Source organism: Duganella sp. GW822-FHT06D06, assembly GCF_058799615.1.
Genome location: NZ_JBXALQ010000003.1, coordinates 175,377 through 200,624, shown reverse-complemented (window position 1 = coordinate 200,624; position 25,248 = coordinate 175,377). Strand labels below are relative to the sequence as shown.

The following is a 25,248-nucleotide window of genomic DNA, read 5'->3' as shown; positions in this document are numbered from 1 at the left end:
TCACGGGGACGACGACGGCGGCAACTGAGGCATCACGGTGGAGAGCCAGCAGAGCACCTGCAGGCCCTTCACCTCCAGCGTGTTCTGGTTCAGCGTCGAATCGCGGATATCGAAGAAGCCCAGGGCGGTCGCCTGGCCCAGATTCTGGCGGTCGTCGTTAGACCAGTTGGCGGTGATCTTGAGGTCGCGGATCACGATGAACGAAGTCGGCAGCAGGGGGAACATGCCGGGATTGTCGCTGCCGGAACCGTTCGAATATTCGCCGGCCTTGGTGCCGTACATATACCAGTTCTTCATCTTCAGCAGGGCGAGCTTCAACCAGCTGCGGTCGATGTTCACCCGGCAGTACTTGAACGAGATGCTGAAGTTGTCGCTGGTGCCGGCGGGCTTGGTGGGCAGCTCCTCGTTGATCAGGCTCGTCAGATGAAAACGGTTGGCCAGATCGATACGGCCAAGGTTGAGTTCTTTGCGGGTAAGGTCCAGCGCCTGGATCTGGTTGACGAGCTTGTACCGGCCGTAAGAACTCTCGGGCATCACTTTATGGTCGAACAAGGTCTGCGCTTTCGCGCTGGCCAGCTTGGCGGCGAACACGGGGGTGTTGGTCAGCGTCGGGCTGGCGTGCACGGCGCCCGCGAGGTGAGCCGCCGCCGGCATCGTCCTGAGCGCAGCGGCCGCTTGCAGGTTCAGCGGTTTGTGGACCACGGCGAGCGGCACGACAGCCGGTCTAGGCAAGCTACGCAGCTGTATTTTCGCCACCGTTTGCTTGACGCCCAACTTGATCGAATCGGCCCTGACGGTGTCGGGCGGGCGTAGCTTCCAGATGCCCCGATTCGCCAGCGTCGGGCCGCCGGCCCTGACGAAGCGCGAGTCCGGCGCGGCCGGCTTGACGGCACCGGACTGCATGGTGAAAGTCGGCCAGAACTGCGCTGCGGCTTCGTCGTACCAATTGGCGGGCGTCGCCAGGCAAGGGTAGTAGAACGCGTTGGGATCGCTTGAACTGCCGGTCCTGGCCTGCAGGAATTCGTACTGCGAATCGGCGAACAGTTTGTACATCGGATTGGTGCCGACGTCGTCCGGCGCGGCGCCGTTCGGGATGGCGCCGGTGACGATAATTTCGTACAGATCGTCCACCTCCAACCCGGAGTTCTGGAAGTAGGCCTTGGTGAGCGTCGGCGCGATGTTGGCGAGGTGCGAGAAAGTCTCCTTGGCCACTTGCGGATCGTACGGGCCGTTCGGTGCGCTGGGCGGCTTGAAGTCTTGCGGCGACAGCGAGAAACCCGGCCACGCCATCTGCATGGCGATGGACGGATGGTCGTCGGTGATGTTGAGCAGTTTGGATAGTTCGTCATACACCGATCCAATGAAGTCGACGGTATTGGACATAGGGCCTCCCTTGCTCAAGCATCGTGTCAGTGTGGCGGCTCCCCAATGGAGCCGCCAGCGGTGGTTTCAGGTCGCGTACGTCATCAGGCAGGTGGGGAGTAGGGGACCACTTGACTGATGAAGCCGACGATCTGTACACCCGGTACCGTAATCGTTCCGGCCGCCATGGCCGAGGTGAACTTCTGGTTGGTACTCGAATGGGAGTAGCTGCCGGAGATGGAGAACGGTCCGATACCGAAACCGCCGCCGCCACTGGTCTTGGACGTCATCAGGTCCCAATCCGCCTTGGCCCAGTTGGCGGAAATTTTCAACTTGCGCACCACCACAAAGGAAGTGGGAATCAGCGGCATCAGCTCGCCGTCCTGATGCGCCTTGGTGCCGTTGGACAGCGTGCCTTTCTTGTACAGATTGCCCAGGTCCCAGCCCTTGGTGGACAACAGGCTCGCTTCAAACCATGGGCGCCGGATCGTCACCAAGGTGTACTCGAAGCTGATGCGCAGGCCGTTGGTTTCGGAGCTGGCGTGCTGATGCGAATCGGCGTGCCCGGCCGAGCCGCCGATGCTGAACAAGCCCAGGCTGAAGCCGGCGGAGCCGCCATAAGACGTGTAATCGGATGAGGAACTGTTGGCCACGCTGCTGGAGGCCGAATCGAAGGTGGTCCAGCCACTGGATCTGCTGGAACTGCTGTACCAGTCGGACGGCAGCAGCGAAACGCGGTGGACCTTGGGCGACAGGCCGGTGCCGGTGTCGTTCAGCACCACGCCATAGCCTTCAAACAGATCCTGCGCATGCTTCCATGCCAGTTGCAGCGCGTTCTGGACCGAGGTGGTCTTGATGGCCAGATTCTGCTCGACCTTGCTGGCATCCGCGGCGCGCCAGCGATCATAGGAGGTCTTGACCGGAATTTGCAGCGTGGAGGCGACCATCGGCCAGGTGTTTTTGCCGGTGGCGGTTTTCTGCGCTTCCAGGAACGCGCCGATGTAGGCGATGCGGGCGTTGTTGTAGGCGGCCTGGTTGTCCAGGTAGTCGCGATAGACCTGGGATTCGATCTTCTTCTGGGTCACGTCGCCGGTGTCCGGATCGGTCAAGTTGACCATGCGGAACAGGTAGTTCTCGGCATCGTTCAGCTGCTTTTCCACGGCGGGGTTGGGTGCTTGCGCCGGAATGTGGACGCCATCGAGCATCTGCTTGTACATGCCGCTGATCTTGCGGGTGCTATCCGTGTAGAGCGCGGACATCTTCGGCGCGACGTCCACCAGCTCGGTGGTGTTGATCGCGGCGTCCTGGCTGCCGCCGCTGTTGCCTGGGGTCCAGGGGTTGCGGAAGTCGGCGGAATTGATCGCCAGGCCAGGCTTCATCATCGACAGCACGGTGCTCGACGCTTGCATCACTGGCTTGCCACCAGGCTCGGCCTGCGTAACGGAATTGAAGATGTTATCGAAGATGTTTTGTATGAGTTTTGAAACCTCTGCTTGTGTCATGTTAACGCTCCTTTTAGATGCAACAGCAAGACCAGCCGCGTCTGCGCGCATGCGGTAAGCCGATGGTGTTGAAGCCATGGGCTTGAATTCAATTTGAAAGCAAGCCTGTATACATAAGGGTTACTTTCAAACTATCCGAGACGAAGGATGTGCGAAATGATGAGCTGGTGTGACCAATATAGTCGGCAAAAACAGCCAGACATACGCACTTTGTCACAAGCGCAGGACTATCATTTTAGAGGTCTCGGAGCGGGAAACGTTCGGCGGCAATGATGGATTTTTAGGCCAGCGCGGTCAGGCGTCGACTCATTCAGTCGCCGCGCGGTATGCGGCTTGGACAGCCGGCACCAGGGAGGGATGCAGCGTGCCAAGCTTGGGTGTCTGGCCATGTGGTGCAGCGGGCGGTACCGAGAACCACTCGGTGGTATAGGGCAGGTCGATGGCCTGCTTCAAATCGAACTTGGTGTCGTAGCTCAGTCCCGCCGTGCGGCGCGTCATCGTCGAAAACCGCGAGGATGAGTGCTGGCCGTGGTTTCGGGCGTGGGTTGATGTTGTCCGGAAAGTGACACCAGACAATCTCTCCGGCGGTGGGCTCTGGCCACCATACGGGTGTCATGCGGTCTCAGTGTCAAACAGGCTTGAGCGCACCGAGCGCTTTTTGCCTTGCGGTACGCGTTTTTTGATCTGGCGAACCTGGGTGGCGGTTAACGCGCCATCGTCAGCTTCGTACTGAGGTAGTAGTTTGACTGCGAGATCATGCAGTGCCCGGTGGATTGCCTGGGTCTCATCGACGCCCAAATGCTCGGCTAAGCGCTTGGCTGTTTCGCGCGTGATATCAGTAATTTCGCATAATTTATATTATGTCAAATGACGTTCCGGTTGCAATCCGCTCTGCCTTGTTCGTGCGTGCGTCGATCGGAGGTTTGACATGCATTCGACGTCGCGGGATATAATGCCCAGCTCAACCTCACCCGTCCCGGTGCGCTGGCGACTTCATGAAAAAAGCACTGCTCATTCTGATGATGCTGTTATTGCCGTGGCAGGCCGCAACCGCCATGCAGCGTAACCTCGTCCATTTGCTGGGCGGCGCCGGCGACGCGGCCGTCGTCAGCCAGCACATCGCCGAGCATGAAGCCCATGTACCACATCACCACGATAATGACGACGACGATGCCGATGACGATGACGATGATGGCGCGGGTCCGCATGAAGATCATTCCAGCAAGTCTGTCCAGCACCTGAGCGACTACGAGCACGGCGGCAGCCTGCAGCTGCTGCTTCAGGCGCCCGCGCCCTTGCTGGTGTCGGCGCTGGCCGACCCGCCGCCGGTCTTAGCCGGCCTTGCCTATTCGGATCGAACCACCCTTCCCGCGCTTCGCCCGCCTTGCCTGCCCGCGTAACGCGGGCTGCCTAGTCACGTCCGGCCACTTGGCCGGGGCGCCGCCCGCCGTACTGCATCCATTTCCATTTCGCAGGGGCTTTCATGTCTATCTCACTACCACGCGGCCGCATGCCGCATGGCGCTTTGCTGTCGCTGCTGCTGGGCGCGACGGCGACAGCGCACGCAGAAACACCCTCTTACGCCGAGCTGCTGCAGCAGGCGCAGTCGCGCGCTCCGCAACTGCTGGCGCAGGCCGCCAGCACCCGAGCGGCGGCGGCCGACGCGCTGCAGGCGCGCGCCTGGAGCAATCCTTCGCTCAACGTGACGGCCGAAAACCTCGGCGGGCCGAAGTCGGGCGGCGTCACACAGCGGCAGGACACCTATACGCTCACCCAGGTCTTCGAGGCCGGCGGCAAGCGCAGCGCCCGCGTCGAGGCCGAGGCGCGCAAGGCCGACGCCGCCGGCATCCAGGAGAAGCAGGCCCGCATCCTGTACGCCAACGAACTGGCGCTGGCCTACGCCACCGCCGAGGCGCTGCAATTGCGCCGGGAAGTCGCCGACGGCGATGTCGCCCGCGCCGAGGAGGATTTGCGCGCGGCGCAGGCGCTGGTGAAGGCCGGGCGCGAAGCCGATCTGCGCGTGGCCCAGGCGAGAGCGAGCGCGGCGGCGTCCCAGGCGGCCGCCCAGTCGGCGGCGGCCACTGCCATCGAGGCGCTGGAACGCCTGTCCGCGCTGGCCGGCGCCGCCGAGTCCTACACCCGCATTGACCGTCCCTTCCTGGCCGTCGCCACCGCCCGTCCCGTGGCCCAGAACTGGTCGGCCGAACAGGCGCCCGCGTTCGCCAGCGCCGCCGCCGAGCGCGATGCCGTGCAGGCGCAGCTGCGGGTCGAGGAAAAGCGCTGGATGCCCGATGTGGCCGTTACCATGGGCGTGCGCAAATTCGGCTGGAGCAACGAGAACGCGGCCGTCGTGGGCGTCACGCTCAATGTGCCGCTGTTCGATCGCAACCAGAGCGGCGTCAACGCCGCCATGGAGCGCGCCAACGCCGCCACGCTGCGCCTTGAAGCAGCGCGCCTGGAAACGCTGGCCCGGCACCGCGCCGCCCTGGCGCACATGGCGGCGGCCGAGCGCAGCCTGCAAGCGGCACAACTGTCCGAGTCCGCCGCCACCGAGGCATATCGTCTCGGCCGCATCGGCTACGACGCCGGCAAGACCGCGCTGGTCGAACTGCTGGCGATACGCCGTGCCCTATCCGAGGCAAAAACGCTCGCCATCGAGGCCAGCCTGGCCCGCGTGCGCGCCATTGCCACCCTGTCCCTGGCCGAAGGCCGCATCGCATTTGGAGAAGCACCATGACGGAAGCACATAAACGACCGATGAACTGGCCGCTGGCCGGCGTGCTGGTGGCGCTGGCCGCCGCGCTGGGCTTCGGCGCCGCGCACTGGTTGGGGCGTCGCGACGCGCCGGTGGCCGCCCCGGCGTTGGCCCAGCCGGCAACCGAGCCGGAAATCAACATACCGGCCGAATACCTGGCGATCGCCAAGATCGCCGTCGAGGCCGTCGGTAGCGGCGACGCCGGCGCGCAGATCCTGTCGTCCGGCACCGTCACCGCACCGCCCAACTCCGAGGCCGTGGTCATGGCGCGCGCGGCCGGTAACATTGGGCGTATCAACCGTCAGCTGGGCGACACGGTGAAGGCCGGCGACACGCTGGCCCAGGTGGACAGCATGGTAGCGGCCACCATGGCGGCCGAGCGCAGCGTGGCCAACGCCAGGGCCGAACTGGCCCGCAAGGCCTATGCCCGCGAAGCCTCGTTGTTCGAGCAAGGCGTCTCGCCCCGCCAGGACATGGAGGCGGCCAGGGCCGCCCTGAGCGTGGCCGAGAGCGAGGTGCAGCGGGCCGCGTTCGTGGCGCGCGCGGCGCAGGTCTCGGCCGACGGCAAATCCGTGGCCGTGATCAGCCCGATCGGCGGCACGATCACCGCGCAGGCCGGCACCCTGGGCGCCTTCGTGCAGCCGCAGACGGAACTGTTCCACATCACCGGCAATGGTCCCATGCAGGTGGAGGCGTCGATTGCGGCGGCGGACATCAGCCGGGTCAAGGCGGGCGACAAGGCGACGGTGATCGCGGCCGGCGGCGCGCCGGTCGCCGCGACGGTGCGCAGCGTGACCACGGCCGTCAGCGGCAGCGCCCGCGCCGCCACGGCGGTGCTGACGCCGGACGCCAGGACGGCCGCGCTGGTGGCCGGGGAAGGTGTGCAGGTGCGTTTCCATCTCCAGACCGGCGCCACCGGCCTGATGGTGCCGGAGGATGCGGTGCAAAACATCGAGGGACGTGACGTGCTGTTCGTCCGCACCAGGGATGGCTTCCGCGTCCAGCGGGTGCTGGTGGGCGAGCGCAGCGGCGGCAGCGCCCGGATCGTGTCGGGCGTGCGCGCCGGCGAGCTGGTGGCCACCCGCAACGCCTTTCTGGTCAAGGCCGACATGATCAAGAGCGCCAAGGACGAATGATGATCGATACTCTACTTACCGCTTCGGTACGCTCGCGCTGGCTGGTGCTGTGCATGACGCTGGTGGTCGCGCTGGTCGGCGCGTGGCAGCTCAATCTGCTGCCGATCGACGTCACGCCCGACATTACCAACAAGCAGGTGCAAATCAACACCGTGGCGCCGACGCTGGGCCCGGTGGAAGTCGAGAAGCGCGTGACCTTCCCGATTGAAACCGCGCTGGCCGGCCTGAACGGCGTGGAGAGCGTGCGTTCGTTCTCGCGCAACGGCTTCAGCCAGGTTACCGCCATTTTCAAGGAAAGCGCCGACCTCTACTTCATGCGCCAGCAGGTGTCAGAGCGCCTGTCGCGCGCCCAGGGCGATTTACCGGAGGGCGCCGTTCCGCAGATGGGGCCGGTGTCGACCGGGCTGGGCGAGGTGTTCCACTACAGCGTGGAATTCCTGCACGCCAACGGCACCGGCGCGCCGCGCAACGACGGCCGGCCCGGTTGGCAGAGCGACGGCAGCTTTCTGACCGAACAAGGCGAGCGCCTGCCCGACCGGGTGGCGCAACTGGCCTACCTGCGCACCGTGCAGGACTGGATCGTGCGCCCGCAACTGCGCACCACACCGGGTGTGGCCGATATCGATTCGCTGGGCGGCTATGTCAAGGAGTACGTCGTCGAGCCGGATTCGGCCAGGCTGGCGGCGCTGGGGATTTCTTATGCAGAACTGGCGCGCACCATCGAGGAAGCCAACGTGTCGGTCGGCGCCGACTACATCCGCCGTTCCGGCGAAGCCTATCTGGTGCGCGCCGACGGCCGTCTGCGCAGCCAGGACGAGATCGCCCGCGCGGTGATCGCCACCCGCAACGGCGTGCCGGTCACGGTGGCCCAGGTGGCCAAGGTCAATATCGACGGCGAGCTGCGCCGCGGCGCTGCCAGCCGCGACGGCAACGAAACGGTGATCGGCAGCGCCCTGATGTTGGTGGGCGCCAACAGCCGCACCGTCGCCGGCGCCGTCGGCGACAAGCTCCAGGCGATCAAGACCACGCTGCCGGCCGGCATCACCCTGGTGCCGACGCTCGACCGCTCGCAGCTGGTGATGGCCACCATCGGCACCGTCGCCAAGAACCTGGCCGAAGGCGCGCTGCTGGTGGTCGTCATCCTGTTCGCCCTGCTGGGCAACTGGCGCGCGGCGCTGATCGCCGCGCTGGTGATCCCGCTGTCGCTGCTGATGAGCGCCATCGGCATGAATTCACTGGGCATTTCCGGCAATCTGATGAGCCTCGGCGCGCTGGACTTCGGCCTGATCATCGACGGCGCCGTCATCATCGTCGAGAACACCTTGCGCCGCCTGGCCGAGCGCCAGCGGCACGAGGGCCGCATGCTGGTGCGCGGGGAGCGGCTGGAGGAAGTGGTGGCCTCCTCGCGTGAAATGCTGCGCCCGACCATCTACGGCCAGTTGGTCATCTTCCTGGTGTTCCTGCCCTGCCTGTCCTTCCAGGGCGTGGAAGGCAAGATGTTCTCGCCGATGATCATCACGCTGATGCTGGCCCTGGCGTCGGCGTTTGCGTTGTCGATCACCTTCGTGCCGGCGCTGATCGCGGTGATGATGAAGGGGCCGTTCGCGGAGAAGGAAGTGCGCGCCGTCGACGCCACCAAGCGCCGCTACGCGCCCTGGCTGCGCCGCGCGGTCGCCGCGCCGCTGCCGTTCATCGGCGCCGGCGTGGCCGTGCTGGTCCTGGCGCTGGCGGCGTTCTCGCTGGTCGGCCGCGAGTTCATGCCCACGCTCGACGAGCAGAACCTGAACCTGTCGTCGGTACGCATCCCGTCGACCTCCATCGACCAGTCGGTCGCCATCGACCTGTCGCTGGAGAAGGCGGTGTTGACGCTGCCCGAGGTCAAGCTGGTCTACTCCAAGGCCGGCACCGCCAGCCTGGCGGCCGACCCGATGCCGCCGAACGCCTCCGACAACTACATCATCCTGAAACCTAAAGATGAGTGGCCTGCGGGCGTGACGACCAAGGAGCAGGTGATCGAGCGCATCCGCGAGAAGACCGCGTCCCTGGTCGGCAACAACTACGACGTCACCCAGCCCATCGAAATGCGGTTCAACGAATTGATCGGCGGGGTGCGCAGCGATGTGGCGGTGAAGCTCTACGGCGACGATCTGGACCAGCTGTCCGAAGCCGCCAAGGGCATCGCGGCGGTGCTGCGCAAGACCGCCGGCGCGGCCGACGTGCGCGTGGCGCAGACCGAAGGCTTCCCGACCTTCGACATCGCCTTCGACCGCGCCGCCATCGCCCGCTACGGTCTGACCGTGAAGGAGGTGGCGGACACCATTTCCATCGCGCTGGGCGGACGCGCCGCCGGCCAGGTCTTCGACGGCGACCGCCGGTTCGACGTCGTGGTGCGCCTGCCGCGCGGACTGCGCGACGACCTCGACGCGCTGGGCGCCCTGCCCGTCATGCTGGCCGGCGCCGACGGCGGCCAGCGCGCCTCGGTGCCGCTGCGCCAGCTGGTGCAGTTCCGCTTCACCCAGGGCTTGAACGAGGTGAGCCGCGACAACGGCAAGCGCCGCGTCTACGTCGAGGCCAACGTCGTCGGACGCGACCTGGGCAGCTTCGTCGACGACGCCCAGCGCCGCCTGGCCAGCGAGGTCAGGCTGCCGGCCGGCACCTGGATCGAATGGGGCGGCCAGTTCCAGAACCTGCGCGCGGCCACCCGGCGGCTGGCCGTCATCGTGCCGTTCTGTTTCGTGCTGATCGCCGGCGCGCTGTACCTGGCCATCGGCAACGCCATGCTGACCGCCACCGTGTTGACGGCGGTGCCGCTGGCCTTGGCGGGCGGGGTCTTCGCGCTGGTCTTGCGCGGCATGCCGTTCTCGATTTCGGCGGCGGTCGGTTTCATCGCCGTGTCCGGGGTGGCGGTCCTCAACGGGCTGGTGTTGATCTCCGCCATCAACAAGCGCCTGGCCGACGGCGTGGACGCGGCGACGGCCGTCATCGAGGGGGCGTTGGAGCGCCTGCGCCCGGTTTTGATGACGGCGTTGGTCGCTTCGCTGGGCTTTGTCCCGATGGCGATCGCCACCGGGACCGGCGCCGAGGTGCAAAAGCCGTTGGCGACCGTGGTGATCGGCGGCCTGCTCACCTCCACCGTGCTGACCTTGTTCGTGCTACCGGCGCTGACCGCGATGGTGCTGCGGCGTCGGAACGCGCCACGCCCGGCGCCGCGCCCTGACCTGGCTTAACCTGAGGACTGTGATCTAACTATTTTCAAACCGGCCGGATGGCTGCGGGCGCTGCTCGCCGCGGCCCTGGCGATTCCCGCCTGCGTGGAAATGACGCATTGGAGGTTTTTCGAGGAACCCTCTTGTGCCACCGAAATCAGGGCAGTTCAGACCGTTATGCAGTCGAGGAAAACCTTGGCGCACGAATTTTTCCGAATTCTACGGCGCCTGAGGTTGGCATATTTGGATGCTAAAATAACATCACCTCCATGATCTTGCGCTTTGCGGGCAAGTGTGGGAGGCATGCTGGCGATATCGCAACAATCCCGTATCGCCTTTTGATTCGTTACGCAACCGAGGGAGTCCAGCTTGAACCTAACCATGAAACACCTGCGGCAACTAGGAGCCGCAAGCATGCTCGCGGCCATGTCGCTGCTGCCCGCATATGCGGCCGATTTCACGACTGTGATGAACAATAATCTTTCCACCACCGGCGAAGGGCTAGTCAATCCTTCCTTTGGAAAGCAGATCAAGAACCTGATGATCTATCAGGCTGGAGGCTGGGCTGGCTTTCCCGAGGTGGCGGCCGCTCAACCGCAGAACTATGACCCCACTTGGCCACAGGTAGGCGGGGTTAACAGCTATTTGCTGCGCAATCCGGAAATTTTGCTGCGCCAGATGGGCCAGATTAAATCGCTGAATGCCAATACCGCAATCGCCGTATTGATCATGCCGCCCGAGGAAGCGGATTTCCCCAGTACGCCATTGAATCTCAAGAAAAAATTTGGCGCTTGTCTGAACGGTAGCTGGGCAGGGCAGGATAACTGCTCCGGGGGGGACGGATGGAAACGGACTGATGAAATGTTTGCCCTGGTGAGATGGGCCGCCTGGATGAAAGGGATTGAGGTCGCACCGTTTTTCTCCATCAATAATTACGATCACGAGGATGAAATTGATCGCGGACAATACGTCTTGCCAAAACTTCAGCGTCTGGTCACATGGGTACGCTCCATGACCGATGCCACCAGCCTGAAAACCGTGGACGGCAAAATTGTCATCATGACTGAAGGCCTTCCCGGCAACACAGGGCTATCCGACCAACAACGGCAGGATATCTTGAGTTGGATGGGCCAACAGTTGGACATACTCTGGCTGGACAATCTGGCAATTCCCTTCAATAATCCGCAGTCGCTGATGAACTACCCCAATATATACGTCAGCGGACAAATCGCCCCTCCCCTGAACGTCCCCAATCCCTTGACCAACGACTATGCCACTGACGGGACATGGTGCCCTACACCGGATGCGCAAACCTCATTGAAATCCATGTTCGGCCCTCGTTACCGCTGGAGTTTTACTGATCGATTTGGAAAAACCAAAGCCGACATGTTTAGTTACAACCATAAAGTATGCGAGCCGCTCAGAATGCGCTGGCTGAATATCGCTCCCTATGACTCGACAATGTATCCCGTCATCATTTCGCAATGGAATGAGTATGCGGAATTCCTCTACTTCGAACCCAGTCAATTCGATGGCAATGCTGAGTTTAATTATCTGAGCTGGCGACTTTCCCAGCAGCAGTAGCAGCACCGTCTCGCTGTTTTGAAATAGTACCGGGGAATTCGCGCCCAAAAGCGAGGAATTGCCAAGCCGTGCGCCGATCTTTTTATCGCAGTTTCCGGCGGCATGGCATTCTTGTCGATCGAAATCGGCGATTCCCCATGTGCATAGAATAACGTCGAATCCAGAGCGACTAGTTTTCCGCGTCAACGCGAAGTGCCATCCATTGCATGTCATGTCATCAACATTTCATCATTGTTACGTAAGCTGTTGCCTTGCATGACTTCAGCTTTCATGCCTTCCTGACAATCGACCTGGATCAATCAAATGCATATTTTCAATTTCGCGCTCGCACGCACGCAGGTGCATGCGTGAGCCGTCGTGACTTCCTCCGCAAAATGGGCAAGTCGGCCGGCGCAACCGCCGTGCTGGCGACCTTTCCACCTTCCATCCAAAAGGCGCTGGCCCTTCCCGCCAACCAGCGCACTCGTAGCCTGCAGGATGTCGAGCATATCGTCGTTCTGACGCAGGAGAACCGCAGTTTCGACCACTACTTTGGCACCCTGGAAGGAGTAAGGGGATTCGGTGATCCCTTCCCGATTCCGGTGATGGACCGGCAAAATCTCTTCAATCGCAAATCGGTCTTCGTGCAGCGCTCGGTCGGAGGGGCGCCGGTGCCTGGCCGGCCCAACTGGCCCCAGGGCAGCGCCATCGCGCCGTTCCGGCTCAACACGGTGCAGGACTTTCCAGTCATGCGCGTGGCCGGGACGCCACATGCCTGGCTCGACGCCCAGCTGGCGTGGGACCACGGACGGATGAATGACTGGTGCACGGTCAAGCAGAACCACGCGATGGGCTACTACGCCGACGCCGACATTCCCTTCCAGTTCGCGCTCGCGCGTGCCTTTACCATCTGCGACCACTATCACTGCGCAACCCAGACCGGTACCAATACAAACCGGCTGTTTCTGTTCAGCGGACACAACGATCCCCTGGCGGCTGCAGGCGGCCCGTCGACCGACAACAGCCGCGACGACTTCAATCCGGACATGTCCACCGACTACTTGTGGACCACCTATCCGGAGCGACTCGAAGCGGCGGGTATCCGCTGGCAGGTTTACCAGAACATGGCCGACAACTTCACCGATAACTCGCTGGCGGGATTCCGCTCTTTCCGCAACGCGTGGTATCGCCGGCCGGGCTATTCGCAATCCCTGCGCGATCGCGGCACCACGACGCGCGACATCGACCTGCTCAAGGCCGACGTGCTTGCCAACCGCCTGCCGCAGGTCAGCTGGGTCGTCGCGACCGCCGAAGGCTCCGAACACCCGGGTCCCTCCAGTCCGGCGTCGGGCGCGGACTACATCGCGCGCGTGCTGGACGCCCTGACCGCCAATCCCGAGAGCTGGAGCAAGACGGTCCTGATCATCAACTTCGACGAGAATGACGGCTTCTTCGACCACATGCCACCGCCGGCGGTCCCTGCGTACACGAGTGACGGCGGCAATCCGGCGCAGGCGCAGCTCGCCGGTGCGTCGACCGTCGACACGACCGGCGAGTACCATCACGTGCTCAACGGCGCCGACGCGCGCACGCATCATCGCCCCTACGGTCTCGGGCCGCGTGTGCCGATGTATGTCATCTCGCCGTGGACCAAGGGCGGCTGGGTGAATTCGCAGGTCTTCGACCACACATCGGTGGTGCGTTTCATCGAGGCGCGTTTCGGTGTGCGCGAGCCGCTTATCAGCCCGTGGCGCCGTGCGGTGAGCGGCAACCTGTTGTCCTGTTTCGACTTCGCCAATCCGAACGACAACGGTTTCACGCAACTGCTGCCGGAAACGGCTGCGCGGCGTTCGATGGCGCTGAGCCTGCCAAACACCAAGAAACCCGCAACGCCGACCACCCTGACGGCGCCCGTCCAGGCTGCCGGCGTGCGTCCGGCACGCGCCCTGCCCTACGAACTCCAGGTGCAGGCACAGGTGCCGCCCGGAGGCGGCCAGGTGGAGCTCAGCTTCGATAACCTGGGCGAAGCAGGGGCGGTGTTTCATGTGTACGACCGGCTGGCGTTGGAGCGGGTCCCGCGCCGCTATACGGTCGAACCTGGCAAACAGCTCAAAGGCCGCTGGAACACCGCATCTGCCTACGATCTCTGGGTGCTGGGACCGAACGGCTTCCATCGCCACATCGTCGGGGATGTGCGCGGTGACGGCAACGCCGCATGGCCGGAAATCAGCCTGCGCGCCGAACGCGTCGCCGGCGAGCTGCTCATCGACCTGGTCAACAACGGCGCACAGCCATGCACCTTCCTACTCACCGCCAACAAGTATTACGCGAGCAAGCCGTTGGAAGTGCGCGTGGTCGCACGCTCGAGGAGCGCGGTCCGGCTTCCCCTGGCATCGAGTTCCAACTGGTACGACTACAGCCTGCGTGTGGCTGGCTTGCCGGGCTGGTTGCGCCGCTTCGCCGGCCATCTGGAAAACGGCTTGCCGTCCATCAGCGACCCGGCGATGCGCGGGCCAGCGCAACTTGACCAGTACCGCGTCATTTGACTTTTCTAAGGAGCTTTTTCATGAAGTGCAGATTTTTCGTTGCCGCGGCCTTGTTCGCCGTGGCGTGTAGTGGCAAGGCTGACGTCATCTACGGTCAGAACCTCATTATCAACGGCGATGCCGAAGCCGGCTTGAGCGGCTGGACCGGCTACGCGGGTTACGACATGGTCCAGTCGGTGGACTATGGCAACAACTGGGTGCTTCCCACCCAGCCTGGCCCGGTCGATCGCGGAGCGAAGATGTTCGCCGGCCTCGGGCAGTATGCTGTGGGCTCCCAGACCCTGGACTTCGGCGTGCCGACCGCCCAGAGCAGTTCCTATTCCCTGAGCGGATGGCTCGGCGGCTGGGCCGCCCAGGGCGATAACGCACTGTTCTTTGTGCAGTTTCTCGATGCGTCGAACAATCAGATAGGAAACGCCGCGATCGGCCCCGTCACCCCGCAAGATCGCGGCAACCAGACAGGCCTGTACTACCGGGAGTCCGTGGGAATCATGCCTGCTGGCACCAGCAAGCTGTCGTTCTGGCTGTCGATGGAGCGTCTCGCTTCGAACGACAACGATGGCTACGCGGATAACCTGTCCTTCATCGCGCGGGAGATTACCAGCCCGGTACCGGAACCGGGCATGGCCTCGATGTTGTTGCTGGGCTTGGGCATGTTGGTCGGGGCGCTCCGCCGCAATACGCGCGCGCAGATGGCGTAATTGGGGTCATACGACGTTGACCGGCAGGAGCAGACCTGCTGCTCAACGTCCCCCACTCCACTGCACATGCGCCGCTTCGGCGCCCTCCTCCTTCTCCGGACAGTCGCCCTTGAACAAACAGCACCATTGGGGGCGCGGCAGGCACATTTGGGCCACTCGGTTCCAGGTTTGGGCCGGATCGGGCGACTCCATCCGGAAGTTGCTGTAGTTCTGACTGACGATCGGCGCGTTCGGCGGGTCGCCCGGATCACCGGAGAAGAAGAACGACTGCGGATGCTGGTAGCTGGCGGCCGACTTGTCGTAGCTGTCGGGCCGCGCCGCCTTTTCAAAGGCGTAGCCAAACAAGGGACCGCCCATGAATTTGGCGTAGGCCTGGACGCTGCCGCCCAGATGTGTGCTGCGCGCCGGATCGTACGGCAGGTGTTTGATGAAATCGCGCCTCGGCGCGTGGTTCATCAGCGAGAACTGGCAGCACTCGGGCGTGTCCTTGGGACGGTCGGCGTAACGCAGGAAGTACGCCTTGTTGCCCAACGAAACGAAGGAGCAGCTGAAATTGTTCTTCATCGGGAAGATGGGCAGGCAGCGCTTGTCGTAGTGCTCCATCATCGCGCCGGTGCCGTCGCCATCGGCCGGCCGGTAGTTGTCGTCGTAATAGGTGGCGCCGTACGACACCTCGTAGTCGGCGCTGGTCAGCCCGGCCGGTGGCGAACTATATGGCGGCGGAAATTTGTCGGCGTTGCGAAACACCCGGTACATGGTCCATGCGCTGGTCCACGCCGCCGGATAGATCGGGTCGGACGGCTCGCCCGGCTTGCGCGGCGCGATGCATAGCGCCGGTGGCGTACAATTTTTAGTGTTGTGCACGCCGCCGGTGGGATAGACATGACGCTCGGCCGGGCTCGCCGTGCCGGCCGGCGCGGTTGCCGCGCCGGCCGTCGTCCAACAGACCTGCGCCGCCAGGGCCAACATGACACATAGGGCGAAGCTAGCGTTCATGGCAGAGCTCTTTCCACGTTTGGTGAACCACGTCGGGATTGGGCCGGCCGACTGGGCAATATGGTTTGGCATTGACGCTCCTTGCTGTAGCGAGGTTATGTGGTTCTGGCAATTCCGCGAGGCTGGCAAAGATGCACGGTGCCTTCAGAACGCGGTGAACTGCGCTTCATCGGGTGCCGTAGCGCTCGTATACCACCGCTTGTATTGCGGCCGGAGGCCATGCAGCTAACCAGGTCGATGCGGGATGGCAGATCTTATTGTGACGAAGAAATTCCGCGACATTCTCTTCAATTACCACAATGCACGTGCTTGGGACCGGCCTGCCCTATACAGTCTGTCTTGGCGCCGTGCAATGTGGAAGTTGCCTTTTTACGACGCCCTGGCTCAGGACGGGAACCTTGGCAGAGCCGGCAAGTTCAGCGCGGCCAACAAGCCGTTCAGCAGGGCCTCACGGCTGGCACCACGTCTAAGCGAGTCAGCAAATCGAATCGCTACGGTGTTGGTCGATGGATTGCGCTGCAGATGCACCGCGATCCAGTGGCCAACACCGGCGCGCTCGGCGCCCCGCGCAACGGTGTTCAGCACGATAAATAGATCATGTGTATGGTTCTGGCGAAAGCGCCCCAGCGGCGCTGACGGCCCTATCAGGAAGGGATTCGCTCCACCTGATAACATAAAGGGAATCTCGTTGAAATCCTGGATGACGACCACCTCGTTGTCGATATTGAGCCCGCGCAGTAGAGCGTGCACGTCATCGATATGGATGTTGTGCTCCAGGCGCCCGATTGCCCTGAGTCCAGCGTCGTCGCTCATGGCCTGTATCGCCAAATCGGGCGCATTGGGATGTGCGCGCATGGCCGCTATATTGAACACCGCGCGCTGCCCGCAACTCGGCAAGTCCTGCACCAGGCAAGCTAGACGTGTGCAACCAGTCCCTAGTTGACCACCGTCGGCCAGCCTGCCCGGTCCGCCGTCAGGGGGGGGCAAGACCCAATTGATGCCGGAACTCGAGCTGCTGCCGGTGCTGGACGGCGGCCTGGGCTCCCGTCTATACCAAACCACGAATTCGGTATACGCCATTTCCTTGCGATAGACAATGAAGTCGTTATTCCCAAAACGACTGTCGACCGTCTTCTGCCACCACGTACGGTTCGGCCTCCCTTCGCAAATCGTCGTGGCGGGGTGCTTTTTCTGCGTCGCCAGCAACGAGGCCACGGAACGCAGCCGTCGAGTGAAATTCTTGTTCACGCGTACGCGGTCTTTCCCTGCCTTGTACGCAACACGCGACAAGAGGACCGGCCGCAGCGGCTCGGCAAGTTGCTCATCCCCCGCCTTGCAAGCGCAAGCGCTTTTACCGGTTACCCACGCCCCGCACTGCAGGCAGTGCTTGCACAGGCAGGCGACGCATTCACAGTGTTCGCAGCGGGAGTACGCCGCGCACTTCGCGAAATTATCACTGAGATAAGCGCCTTGCCCGACGCTGCCATATCTTCCCAGTATCTCGCTTCGGCGGCAGCGCTCTGGGGCAAAGCCATTGTCGCATATGCCGTCAACGCCGCCGGGGCCGGTACCATGGAACAGATAATATTCGCCCCTGTCCGGCGAAAGGCAAGGTAATTGCAGTTCTTCACCTTTGGGGCTGCAGAGCCAGGGGAAATCGCGCGTCTTGGACCATTCATCATTATCGGACTTGCGATCGGCCGAGCGAGCCGGTAGTCTCAAGCCATCGCCCTGATCCGCATAAGCACTATATGTTGCCCATTGTTCGGCATTGACGACCACCTCGATTCGATCGACGTAAATACTGTCTTTATTGATTCTTGGAATCAACTTGGCCAGATCAGCTAGCCATGCCTTGCCCGGATCGGCGTCGGTCAAGAATTTTTCCGTCTCCGTCCGACTCATTTCGTAGCTTTGCTTGACTAAACATTCATTGACGTACTGCACAATATCCCGATACACGGCACTGCCAGGGGATAGCGGCACGCGGAAATGGCGTGCACCGGGACTTACCTGGCTGATGCCCCGCAGCTTCGCTTGTTGGATGTTTACGTGACGGCTAAGGTGGACCTTCCATGCGGCCTCCAGTTGTGTCTCCTGCGTTTCAAGTATTTTCTGCTTCAGGCCGTCTAGCGTTGCGGTATCGCCCTTCTTGACCAAATTTCCCGATTTCAGGAAGTTCTCGAACTGAATGCCAGCCCGCCGCGCGGCCTCGCCATCCTTCCAGAGCCGCCTCTGATACTCCAATTGCTCAGCCGGTTGGGTTTTGGATTTCGGCTTTTCCGTGTCTTGCACCTTCACTTTTCCACAGGCAATACCCCAGTACTTGGGGGCGTCCGATGGCAGGCTGTCGCTTGCGCTGTCGAGATCATGATGTATCGACAAACCAGCTATGGGGCCGCTTGGCAGGCTGACGATCGGGTCGTCTGGATCGTGGTAGGTCGGCAATGGGGGGAGGGGATCTTCGCGCAGTTCAATCGGGGTGCTCGGCAGTAATACGGGCTCGGACGCGGTAGCCGTCGCCGATGTCGAATACTCGCTGTGGGAAGTCACCGAGCTTGGAACGTCGCCCTCCAGTACGGCATGGGGCACAGTAGGTTGCGTCGGGGAAGACGCGTCGTCAGCCATCATGGCAGTACTCTCCGGTAAGCTTAGCTCAGGTCGAATAATTGTTCTATTTCGGCGCGGGTCGCTTCGTCCAACTCGCCGCTTGGCTGCAGACCATGATCCTCCTGGAACGCTGCCAGGGCGGCGCCGGTGGCAGCGCCAAACGTGCCGGCTTCATCCTCCGAGCAGTCATAGCCCAAACAATTCAGGCGCTGCTGGACGCCGCCTGGGGTGCCGACCGGGTCCACGTGGCCGATCCAAATCTCGTGGGCTTCCATGCTCGCACCTTGTCCGAGGAAGATCTCCGCCCGCACCGCGCTGGCCGGTATTCTTTCGCTCAACGCTCCGTTCTCGTCGGTCGTTCCGGTGCGGTCGGCAAATACGCCGCCATCGGAAAGTTGCAAGCTGAGCAGATAAGGAACTCCGCCCCTGGGCTGCTCGCTGTCGTCGAGAAAGCGCAGGTTGAAATTCGCCCATTCCTGCCGGCACAGCACGCCGTAACGCATACCAGCTTGTACCGCCGCCGCACCCTGAGTCAGCGCCGGGATATGCACTAGATCGCCGGGCTGTAATATCCCGTCCTTGCGGTAGCCGTCCCCGAGCGCTGCGTTCTCTGGTAGATCGCTCAGCGTCCGCAGCGCCAGGCCATAGCGATTCGCCAGCTTGATCATGCAGTCGCCCTGCTCTACCCGGTGCACAGCGGCCCGGCCGGTGCGCGCCGCCGGCGCGGACCACTGCGCCGGCCCGCCGCCGGGTTGCGGCGTGTCGAGCTTCATACTGGACGTTATCGACCACAGCGGCGCATCCAGTTCATACAAATCCAGCTGATAGGCGGCCTCCTTCAGCCCCACAAAGCGTACCACGCCGTCGCGGCCCGCTTTCCCCAGCAGAGCCTGGCCCAATTCATTGCGCAATTCGGCCAGCGCTCCCGGCAGCGGGAGCTCATCCTCATTTACCACCAGCACTTCCAGCGTAAGCAGCTGAAGCGGACATGGCAGCACAACATCTGCGGGCCCCTGCCCGGCGCCTTCACGTGCGGCGGCCTCGTCGGCAGCTCTCAATGCTTCGGCGCTCATGCTTGGCTATCCCCCGCCAGCAGGCCGAAGGCGTCCTGCAGCCGCCGGTTATGCGACGCCACTTCGCGGCGATGGGCACACTGGTCCACCAGCAGACGCAGGCGCTCGCTCGGGCTGCTGACAGTCTCGTCGATCAAGTAGTCGCGCATCCATTGTTGGCTTGGGGACTGGTCGAACTGCCAGCCATACAGTACAGCGAGATTCAGGAAACGGCAGCAGTCCTGGCGTGTAGTCAATCCATAGCCAGCGCAGTGCTGCAAGGTCTGACGGATGCGGGGTTTGAGCGCATCGTCGCTGGCCTCGCGCAACTGCTCAGGAAAGTGCTGCCGCAGGTGCTGGCACATCTGCGCGACGAAGGATTCCTGGCCCGCCTCGCCCAGGACGCGGAGTTGCTCGGCTCTGATGACTAACATTGTTTCTGCCTCCCCGTTTGTGCTCTCCGCGCCATTCTGCGCTGGACGTCGAAGTCTTCTTAAAGCGGATGCACCTGCAATCGCATGGCGTCCCGGTGTAGATCGAACTCCTGGACCTGGCATCCGTCGTCGCTCTCGGCCAGCAGCCGAGTGATGGGACCGAGGAAAGCCAGAAACTCTTCGTCCGTGCAAGTGGGCAGATAGACCTTGAGCACGCGCGGATCATAGTAGCGAAACGCCAGAATCTTTCCCTGTTCGGTTGTGACGCGCAGGAATTTCTTGAGATGCAGGCGCTGCTGGCTTAGTGTTAAGCCAGCCTCTGCGACGGTCAACACGCCCCATGCATTGCCCCAGCCACGCCGCAGCAGTTGCTGGGCCGCAGGCGAAGCCTGGGGTAAATGCACCAGATAAGGAGCGGCCGCCTCCAGTCGCGGATGCAGCTGTCCCGAAAAGAGAGAGACATACTCCAGCCCGCTGGAACGGACCAGGCTTGCGATGTCGGGATCGCGCGCACCGTCGAGCAGCCAATGCACTTGCCGATCCGGCGGCTGCTGGTCTTCAGGCCACAAAATATCGTTCAAGGACCGCAGCGCGGTGTCATTCATAGGGCGACTCCCGAGTGGCGATCTGCGTCGCTGCGCAGATTTCGCAGAACGGTGCTCCCTGCCGGGCGGCCTGCTCCAACGTCGCCGCTTGCGCCAGCTGGCCGTCGTTGGACTCGGGCCGATCCGGCGCCGCCGAAATTGGCGTAGCGGGGGCTTCGATGGCCGGCGGCGCGGTCTGGGCAGCAATGGCGGCGGCGCATATTTCGCAGAACGGTACGCCAAGCTGGGCCGCCGCTTCAAGGCTAGCGGCCTGCGCAATCTGGTCGGTGGCGGACTCCGACCACTCCGGCTCGGTGACGATGGGCGTAGCGGCGCCTTGTTGTGTCGGCGCGCTCACCGGCGCCGCCGGGCTCTCAAATGCCAGCGACACGTCGCTTAACGCGGGCAGGTCGGCGCTGGCGGCGCTGGCGGCGGTAGCGGACGGCGCGACGACGCGCCCGGGAGTACCGCCCCGCCTGCCATCTTCCACCACCACCACGGCGCCAACCACCATGCGCCCTGCCAGCACACGCAACCAACCGTCGGTGCCAGTCTGCGCGCTGACCAGTGACGGACCGGAACGTTGCAAGATCCATTTGAGCTGGGCGCGGGCGTCTGGCTCGCCCAGCCAGTAGCGCAAATAATTGAAGGCGTCGTCCTGCGAGGAGAAGCGTCGCCGCGCGCCCATCGTGGATGCCGGTGCCACACGCCCCGCCTGAAAGCGGCCTTGTCCAGCCAGCCCTTCGGACTCGTAGAACGAGACCCGGGCCGGATGGCGCCAAAGGCTGGCCAGCGGATGTAGCATAGAGGGAATTCCAGGATGAGTAGCGGTTCGAGAATTATATGATTTTGCCTATTTTAAACATAAAACAAGCATAGTCTGTACAAAGATTTTTTGCCCGAACCGCCCGGTTTCCTGCCGCGTCAGCCCGGTGTGGCGTACACCGGATCGCGCAAGCCCTGCACGCTTGGCGCTTCCGCCGCGCCGTCCATGTCGAGAATGACGACTTCGTTGTCGCCCTTGCGCAGCCACGGCGCCGGCAGGAACAGGCTTTGCTGCGGACCTATGCGCCAGTAACGCCCGAGGTGGTGGCCGTTGACCCACACATGTCCCTTGCCGAGGGTGCGCGTGTCCAGGAAGGTGCTGCCGCTCGCGCTGGTGCTGAAATGACCGCGCCAGAACGTGGGACCGCGCTTGGCCGGCGCGCCGCGCACAAAACGCAGGGCCGACACATCGGCCAGCGGCATCGGGAACACTTCCCAGTCAAGCAGCGGCTTGTCGCCCAGCGACACGGAGCGCGTCAGGCCCTTGCGCTCGTCCGCCAACATCGGACCGAAATTGACTCGCCCCATGTTCTCGACCACCACGTCCAGCGTGCCGCCCGCCGCCAGCTCCAGCGCCGTCACATGCTCGTCGCGCCGCCGGTCCAGCGTGGCGAAGGTGGCGCCGTCAGCGAGCACATGGGCGTAGTCGCGGACGGCCCCCAGATCCAGCTTGCCGGATGCGCCTTCGGCAAAACGCTTGCGGTAGACGATCAAGCCGTAGCCCTGTCCGTACGCTTCCATATTGCGGGCCAGGCGGGACGCGATCGGCTTGGGCAGCGCATCGACCAGCGCCACCGATTCGTCCAGCGTAAAGCGCGGCAGCGCGATGGTGGCGGTCGGCGTCGGCAGGTCCGGCAGCCGTTCGCCCGGCGCCAGATGGCGTTCTATCGCGGCGCGGATGGCGTGGAACTTGGGCGTGGGCCGACCCGCTTCGTCGATGGCGGCGTCATAGTCGTAGCTGGTGGTATCGGGCTGATAGCTCGTGCCGTGGCTGTTGGCGCCGGGCTGCCAGCCGAAGCTGGTGCCGCCGTGCGCCATGTACAGATTGAAGGAGATGCCCTGCCCCAGCATCCAGTCCACCGCGTCGGCCGCCAGCTTGGGGCTGACCTGGTGACGGCGCTCGCCCCAATGGTCGAACCAGCCGGCCCAGTATTCCCCCGACATGCGCGGCGTGTTCGGGCGGAAGGCGGCCAGCTGCGCGAAGGCGTCCTTCACCTCGTCCACGGTGCCGTTGAAGTTGACCACCGGCGTCAGGCCGGGCAAGGTGCCGCGGTCGAGCAGGGTCGGGTCGGGGCCATCGGACGTGAACAGCGGCAGGTCGAAACCGGCGTCGATCAGCTGTTTCTGGATGGTGGCCATGTAGGCGTGGTCCTCGCCGTAGGAGCCGTACTCGTTCTCCACCTGTGTCATCAGGATCGGGCCGCCGCGCGTGGACAGCAGCGGCGCCACTTCCTGCGCCACCCGCTTGAAGTAGCGCGCCGTCGCTTCCAGGAAGCGCGGATCCATGCTGCGCACCCGCAAGCCGGGCGTGCGCAGCAGCCAGGCCGGAAAACCGCCGAAGTCGAGCTCGGCGCAGACATAAGGGCCGGGTCGCAGCACCACATTCAGGCCGACGTCCCGGGCGGTGCGAATGAAGCCGGCCAGGTCCAGGTTTTCGCTGAAGTCAAAACGGCCAGGCTCGGGTTCATGCAGGTTCCAGAACACGTAGGTGGTGACGGTATTGAGGCCCATGGCCCGCACCTGCTGCAGGCGCTCGCGCCAGAATGCGCGGGGAATGCGGGCATAGTGCATTTCGCCGGCGCGGATGACGTAGGGTTTGCCGTCGAGCTCGAAGTGATCGCCCGCCACGGCAAAATGCGGCGCCGCCGCCTGCGCGCCGAACGCCGCCATCAGCATGCCCAATGCCGCGAGTCGCTTCATGTTCTTGTTTTGCAATGCCGTCTCCTCAAGTTGTCTGTGCGTCCACTTTCCGAAATATGCTAAACATAAGACCATAACGAAAGTAGTGGTGTCAACAACGAAATATCGAAATCTTCCGAATTTGCAAAACGAAACTTAAGCCATAATTTATCTTGCGATTTGCGGACGCGATGAACGTGAGGGTATCAGGTGTTGCTAAGCCGCATCGTTCGCTCGCCGGGCCCGCTACTTGAGCCTATACTTGGAATCAGCCCCCGTCCGCCACCTGCCGGAGAGAGAACGTGAAAACATTGCGAATGATGCTGTTTCCGCTGGTTTGCCTGGCGCAGCAAGCGGCGGCACAGGGCGGCGTCACCCTGTACGGCGTGCTCGACCTGGCCGTCGTCGCCGACCACGACTCCGGCAAGTCGACCACCGCCGTCAACAGCGGCCAGCAGACCGCGTCCCGCTTCGGCGTCAAAGGCAACGAGGACCTCGGCGGCGGCATGACGGCCAGCTTCGTGGTCGAATCCCAGATCGAGGCCGACACCGGAAATCCCTCCTTCGCCGGGCGCGTTTTCGGCAGCCAGAGCTGGGTGGGATTGTCCGGCGCTTTCGGCAGCATCAAACTGGGGCGGATGTTCACGCCCTACTTCGGCGCCATCGCCACCAACGATCCGTTCGATGCCAAGGGGCCGGGCGAATCGACGCGGGTGTTCCAGGATTCCGGTGTACGCATGGACAACACGGTAAAATACTCGCTGCCGGATCTGCATGGCTTTTATGCCGACCTGGCCTATGGCGCCGGCGAGGTGGCCGGCAATGCCTCCGCCAATCGCCAGATCAGCGCCGACGCCGGTTATGCGGCGGGACCGTTGAATGTCCAAGTGGCGTATCACGACACCAATGATGCGCTCGGCGTGCGCGCCGCGCGCAGCACGCTGGTGGCGGGGAATTACGATTTCGGGCCGCTGCGGGGCTGGATGGTGCTGGCGCGCAGCCGCAGTGGCGCCACCCTCGATAGCCGCGATACGCTGGTCGGCGTCAGCATCCCGTTTGGCCGCAGTCTGCTCGCGGCCGATGTCGTCCACAAGACCGACCGCATCGTCCGCAACGCCAATGCTACCCAGCTGGCGCTGGGTTATTACTACACAATTTCAAAACGGACCAATTTGTATGTCGTCAGTTCGAATTTACGCAATGGCAGCGCCGCACGCTACCAGGCCGCGCTGCCAGGCGGCACCCGCCGCTTGCTCGCAGCCGGCATGCGGCATCAATTCTAAGCGGGGAACGTCATGAGCGCACACCATCGCCTTGCCCCGGTGCTGCTCGGCGCCCTGCTGGCCTGCTTGTCGAGCCCGTTGGCCGCCGCGGACACGGTCCGCATGGCCTTCGGCGAAAAGATACCGCCGTTTTGTTTTCCCGAAACCGATTCCGGCATTGAAGTGGAAATACTGCGCGAAGCGCTGGCCTATCGCGGCCACGTCATGAAGCCGCATTACTATCCGTTCGCCCGCATCCCGGTCGCGTTCAAGGCCGGCGACGTCGACGCCGCGATGACCGATCTGGGCGAAGACATGGAGAAATGGGGCGCCTTTTACGGCGAACCGGCGGTGTTCTACGACAACGTCTTCATCAGCCTGAAAGAACGCAAACTGGACATCAAGACGCCCGACGACCTGCGCGGCCTGACCGTCATTTCGTTTGCCGGCGCCGCCAAGCGCTATCCGGAATGGCTGGACGAGGTTAAGCGGGCGGGCCATTATTTCGAGCAGAACGACCAGGCGCTGCAAGTGCTGACGCTCGATCGCGGACGCTATGACGTCGTGCTCAGCGACCGCAACATCTTCAAGTATTTCACGCTGCAACTCAAGCTGAACAAGTCCTTCCATCCCAAGCCCGTGGTGGAGCAAAGCTTCGTCAAGTTCAACGCGATGGACTACCGCGCCGTGTTCCGCGACAAAAAAGTACGCGACGACTTCAACGCCGGCCTCAAGCATCTGAAAGACAGCGGGCGCTTCAACGCCATCTATCAAAAATACCTGGGCGACGGCAAGGGTGGCTAGCGCCACGTCGT

The 25,248-nt window shown here is 63.1% G+C and carries 19 protein-coding genes; 9 read left to right on the top strand and 10 right to left on the bottom strand.

All coding sequences use genetic code 11. The features are described from left to right. From AC1RMD_RS07065 to AC1RMD_RS07055, 3 genes are all read right to left on the bottom strand, one after another. Complete coding sequence (locus AC1RMD_RS07065; protein ID WP_492925028.1) at positions 1-1,383, bottom strand: hypothetical protein; 1,383 nt, start codon at positions 1,381-1,383, stop codon at positions 1-3. 83 nt (positions 1,384-1,466) lie between these two features. Further along, positions 1,467-2,864, bottom strand: coding sequence for a hypothetical protein (locus AC1RMD_RS07060; RefSeq protein ID WP_492925026.1), 1,398 nt, complete (start codon positions 2,862-2,864; stop codon positions 1,467-1,469). 306 nt (positions 2,865-3,170) lie between these two features. Further along, positions 3,171-3,362, bottom strand: a complete 192-nt coding sequence (locus AC1RMD_RS07055) for a hypothetical protein (protein WP_492925024.1) — start codon at positions 3,360-3,362, stop codon at positions 3,171-3,173. A gap of 497 nt (positions 3,363-3,859) precedes the next feature. Between AC1RMD_RS07055 and AC1RMD_RS07050 the strand changes: the two genes are divergently transcribed. From AC1RMD_RS07050 to AC1RMD_RS07020, 7 genes are all read left to right on the top strand, one after another. Then, positions 3,860-4,264: a hypothetical protein gene (locus AC1RMD_RS07050; protein WP_492925022.1), complete on the top strand. Its 405-nt coding sequence runs from the start codon at positions 3,860-3,862 to the stop codon at positions 4,262-4,264. A gap of 83 nt (positions 4,265-4,347) precedes the next feature. Continuing rightward, positions 4,348-5,601, top strand: a complete 1,254-nt coding sequence (locus tag AC1RMD_RS07045; RefSeq protein WP_492925020.1) for a TolC family protein — start codon at positions 4,348-4,350, stop codon at positions 5,599-5,601. Further along, complete coding sequence (locus tag AC1RMD_RS07040) at positions 5,598-6,755, top strand: efflux RND transporter periplasmic adaptor subunit (protein WP_492925018.1); 1,158 nt, start codon at positions 5,598-5,600, stop codon at positions 6,753-6,755. The genes AC1RMD_RS07045 and AC1RMD_RS07040 overlap by 4 nt, the downstream gene beginning before the upstream one ends. Then, on the top strand, positions 6,755-9,982 hold the full coding sequence (locus tag AC1RMD_RS07035; RefSeq protein ID WP_492925016.1) for a CusA/CzcA family heavy metal efflux RND transporter: 3,228 nt from the start codon (positions 6,755-6,757) through the stop codon (positions 9,980-9,982). The genes AC1RMD_RS07040 and AC1RMD_RS07035 overlap by 1 nt, the downstream gene beginning before the upstream one ends. 393 nt (positions 9,983-10,375) lie before the next feature. Next, positions 10,376-11,545, top strand: a complete 1,170-nt coding sequence (locus tag AC1RMD_RS07030; RefSeq protein ID WP_492925014.1) for a hypothetical protein — start codon at positions 10,376-10,378, stop codon at positions 11,543-11,545. A gap of 347 nt (positions 11,546-11,892) precedes the next feature. After that, positions 11,893-14,070 carry a phosphocholine-specific phospholipase C gene (locus AC1RMD_RS07025; RefSeq protein WP_492925012.1) on the top strand — a complete coding sequence of 726 codons (2,178 nt, stop codon included), beginning with the start codon at positions 11,893-11,895 and terminating at the stop codon, positions 14,068-14,070. A 20-nt stretch (positions 14,071-14,090) separates the two neighbouring features. Further along, a complete protein-coding gene (locus AC1RMD_RS07020) occupies positions 14,091-14,771 on the top strand; it encodes a PEP-CTERM sorting domain-containing protein (RefSeq protein ID WP_492925010.1) in 681 nt (226 codons plus the stop codon). Between the two features lie 42 nt (positions 14,772-14,813). Here the strand turns inward: AC1RMD_RS07020 and AC1RMD_RS07015 are convergent, their stop codons facing one another. From AC1RMD_RS07015 to AC1RMD_RS06985, 7 genes are all read right to left on the bottom strand, one after another. Next, complete coding sequence (locus tag AC1RMD_RS07015; RefSeq protein ID WP_492925008.1) at positions 14,814-15,767, bottom strand: hypothetical protein; 954 nt, start codon at positions 15,765-15,767, stop codon at positions 14,814-14,816. Between the two features lie 384 nt (positions 15,768-16,151). Next, positions 16,152-18,398, bottom strand: coding sequence for a poly(ADP-ribose) polymerase family protein (locus tag AC1RMD_RS07010; protein ID WP_492925006.1), 2,247 nt, complete (start codon positions 18,396-18,398; stop codon positions 16,152-16,154). 20 nt (positions 18,399-18,418) lie between these two features. After that, positions 18,419-19,450, bottom strand: coding sequence for a peptidoglycan-binding domain-containing protein (locus AC1RMD_RS07005; protein ID WP_492925004.1), 1,032 nt, complete (start codon positions 19,448-19,450; stop codon positions 18,419-18,421). Further along, complete coding sequence (locus AC1RMD_RS07000; RefSeq protein WP_492925002.1) at positions 19,447-19,863, bottom strand: hypothetical protein; 417 nt, start codon at positions 19,861-19,863, stop codon at positions 19,447-19,449. The genes AC1RMD_RS07005 and AC1RMD_RS07000 overlap by 4 nt, the downstream gene beginning before the upstream one ends. Before the next feature lie 59 nt (positions 19,864-19,922). Beyond that, positions 19,923-20,468, bottom strand: coding sequence for a DUF4123 domain-containing protein (locus AC1RMD_RS06995; RefSeq protein WP_492925000.1), 546 nt, complete (start codon positions 20,466-20,468; stop codon positions 19,923-19,925). Beyond that, the gene (locus tag AC1RMD_RS06990) at positions 20,461-21,153 is read right to left on the bottom strand and encodes a hypothetical protein (RefSeq protein WP_492924998.1); all 693 of its coding nucleotides are present in this window, start codon (positions 21,151-21,153) and stop codon (positions 20,461-20,463) included. Before AC1RMD_RS06990 ends, AC1RMD_RS06995 begins: the two co-directional genes overlap by 8 nt. 218 nt (positions 21,154-21,371) lie before the next feature. Then, positions 21,372-23,207, bottom strand: a complete 1,836-nt coding sequence (locus tag AC1RMD_RS06985; protein ID WP_492924996.1) for a glycoside hydrolase family 35 protein — start codon at positions 23,205-23,207, stop codon at positions 21,372-21,374. A gap of 266 nt (positions 23,208-23,473) precedes the next feature. Between AC1RMD_RS06985 and AC1RMD_RS06980 the strand changes: the two genes are divergently transcribed. Next, entirely contained in the window at positions 23,474-24,454 is a 981-nt protein-coding gene (locus tag AC1RMD_RS06980) for a porin (RefSeq protein WP_492924994.1), read from the top strand. Between the two features lie 12 nt (positions 24,455-24,466). After that, on the top strand, positions 24,467-25,237 hold the full coding sequence (locus AC1RMD_RS06975; RefSeq protein WP_492924992.1) for a substrate-binding periplasmic protein: 771 nt from the start codon (positions 24,467-24,469) through the stop codon (positions 25,235-25,237). Positions 25,238-25,248: the final 11 nt, after the last annotated feature.

Bases quoted from the DNA above. Each gene is read 5' to 3' on its own strand.
- AC1RMD_RS07065 (WP_492925028.1), bottom strand. From the start codon at position 1,383: ATGTCCAATACCGTCGACTTCATTGGATCGGTGTATGACGAACTATCC.
- AC1RMD_RS07060 (WP_492925026.1), bottom strand. From the start codon at position 2,864: ATGACACAAGCAGAGGTTTCAAAACTCATACAAAACATCTTCGATAAC.
- AC1RMD_RS07055 (WP_492925024.1), bottom strand. From the start codon at position 3,362: ATGACGCGCCGCACGGCGGGACTGAGCTACGACACCAAGTTCGATTTG.
- AC1RMD_RS07050 (WP_492925022.1), top strand. From the start codon at position 3,860: ATGAAAAAAGCACTGCTCATTCTGATGATGCTGTTATTGCCGTGGCAG.
- AC1RMD_RS07045 (WP_492925020.1), top strand. From the start codon at position 4,348: ATGTCTATCTCACTACCACGCGGCCGCATGCCGCATGGCGCTTTGCTG.
- AC1RMD_RS07040 (WP_492925018.1), top strand. From the start codon at position 5,598: ATGACGGAAGCACATAAACGACCGATGAACTGGCCGCTGGCCGGCGTG.
- AC1RMD_RS07035 (WP_492925016.1), top strand. From the start codon at position 6,755: ATGATCGATACTCTACTTACCGCTTCGGTACGCTCGCGCTGGCTGGTG.
- AC1RMD_RS07030 (WP_492925014.1), top strand. From the start codon at position 10,376: ATGCTCGCGGCCATGTCGCTGCTGCCCGCATATGCGGCCGATTTCACG.
- AC1RMD_RS07020 (WP_492925010.1), top strand. From the start codon at position 14,091: ATGAAGTGCAGATTTTTCGTTGCCGCGGCCTTGTTCGCCGTGGCGTGT.
- AC1RMD_RS07015 (WP_492925008.1), bottom strand. From the start codon at position 15,767: ATGAACGCTAGCTTCGCCCTATGTGTCATGTTGGCCCTGGCGGCGCAG.
- AC1RMD_RS07010 (WP_492925006.1), bottom strand. From the start codon at position 18,398: ATGATGGCTGACGACGCGTCTTCCCCGACGCAACCTACTGTGCCCCAT.
- AC1RMD_RS07005 (WP_492925004.1), bottom strand. From the start codon at position 19,450: ATGAGCGCCGAAGCATTGAGAGCTGCCGACGAGGCCGCCGCACGTGAA.
- AC1RMD_RS07000 (WP_492925002.1), bottom strand. From the start codon at position 19,863: ATGTTAGTCATCAGAGCCGAGCAACTCCGCGTCCTGGGCGAGGCGGGC.
- AC1RMD_RS06995 (WP_492925000.1), bottom strand. From the start codon at position 20,468: ATGAATGACACCGCGCTGCGGTCCTTGAACGATATTTTGTGGCCTGAA.
- AC1RMD_RS06975 (WP_492924992.1), top strand. From the start codon at position 24,467: ATGAGCGCACACCATCGCCTTGCCCCGGTGCTGCTCGGCGCCCTGCTG.